The organism is Sivoneniella epilithica UHCC 1019 (assembly GCF_040830845.1).
Lineage (GTDB): Bacteria > Cyanobacteriota > Cyanobacteriia > Leptolyngbyales > Leptolyngbyaceae > ULC077BIN1.
Window position 1 is genome coordinate 1 of the sequence record NZ_JBFPDP010000125.1, and the last position, 758, is coordinate 758.

Annotated in this window: 1 protein-coding gene and 1 pseudogene; both read right to left on the reverse strand. The window is 50.0% G+C overall.

The annotated features are described in order from the left end of the window. A pseudogene (locus AB3R30_RS26935) lies at nucleotides 1-374 on the reverse strand (hypothetical protein); the annotation flags it as partial. Between the two features lie 3 nt (nucleotides 375-377). After that, nucleotides 378-758 (reverse strand): hypothetical protein (locus tag AB3R30_RS26940; RefSeq protein ID WP_458652279.1); only part of this gene is annotated, 381 nt, incomplete at its 5' end.

A 758-nucleotide genomic window follows, 5' to 3' on the forward strand; every position in this document is an offset into this window, starting at 1 on the left:
AAGCCACTTCCTGCTGCACATTTCTGATCAATCCGGTTGGAGGGATCGACTAAGCCGCCGGGCAACTGCTGCAATCCCCGACTCGGATCAACGCCGAGGGTGTTAATCGCTACGACTCCGCTCACGCCGAAGGTAGAACTGGCGGTAATGTCGCTAAACTCTGTCAACCGAGGACGAAACTGCAACCCATAAATTCCCTGGGCGGTAATGTTGACCCGACCCCCGCTGCCCGTAAACGCATTGGCAGTAATGTCACTATTCTCCGACTTCACCCCAACAATGAATCCTTTAGGTGCATTGATTGTGATGTTGCCGCCATTGCCGCCCGCTCCCGCAAAGCCAGCACTAGTGGAGATTTGACTTTCCCGCCGCATCAGTCATAACTCACCAATATTGAGAGTGATGTTGGCACCATCCCCGGAAAAAGCAGCAGAAGCAATCTCGCCTTGATCCATATTTAAAGTACGGACAGTAATACCAATATTTCCGGCAATGCTGCCTCCGAAGGCAGTAGTACTGACTTTAGCTCCATTGGAAATGGATAATAGATCGGAAGAGATCCAGACATCACCGCCTCTACCTGTTCCCTTGAATCCAACTTCACTACCTATTCCACTGGGTTCTCGATCAGGAGAAACACCGTCTAAAGAGATGCTATCAGCATTGACTCGAACACTACCCGGGCGTTGCATAATTAAGGGATGATATTGAGTAAATGACCTATGCAATGCCCGGAATGTGGATCGACTAACATCCGT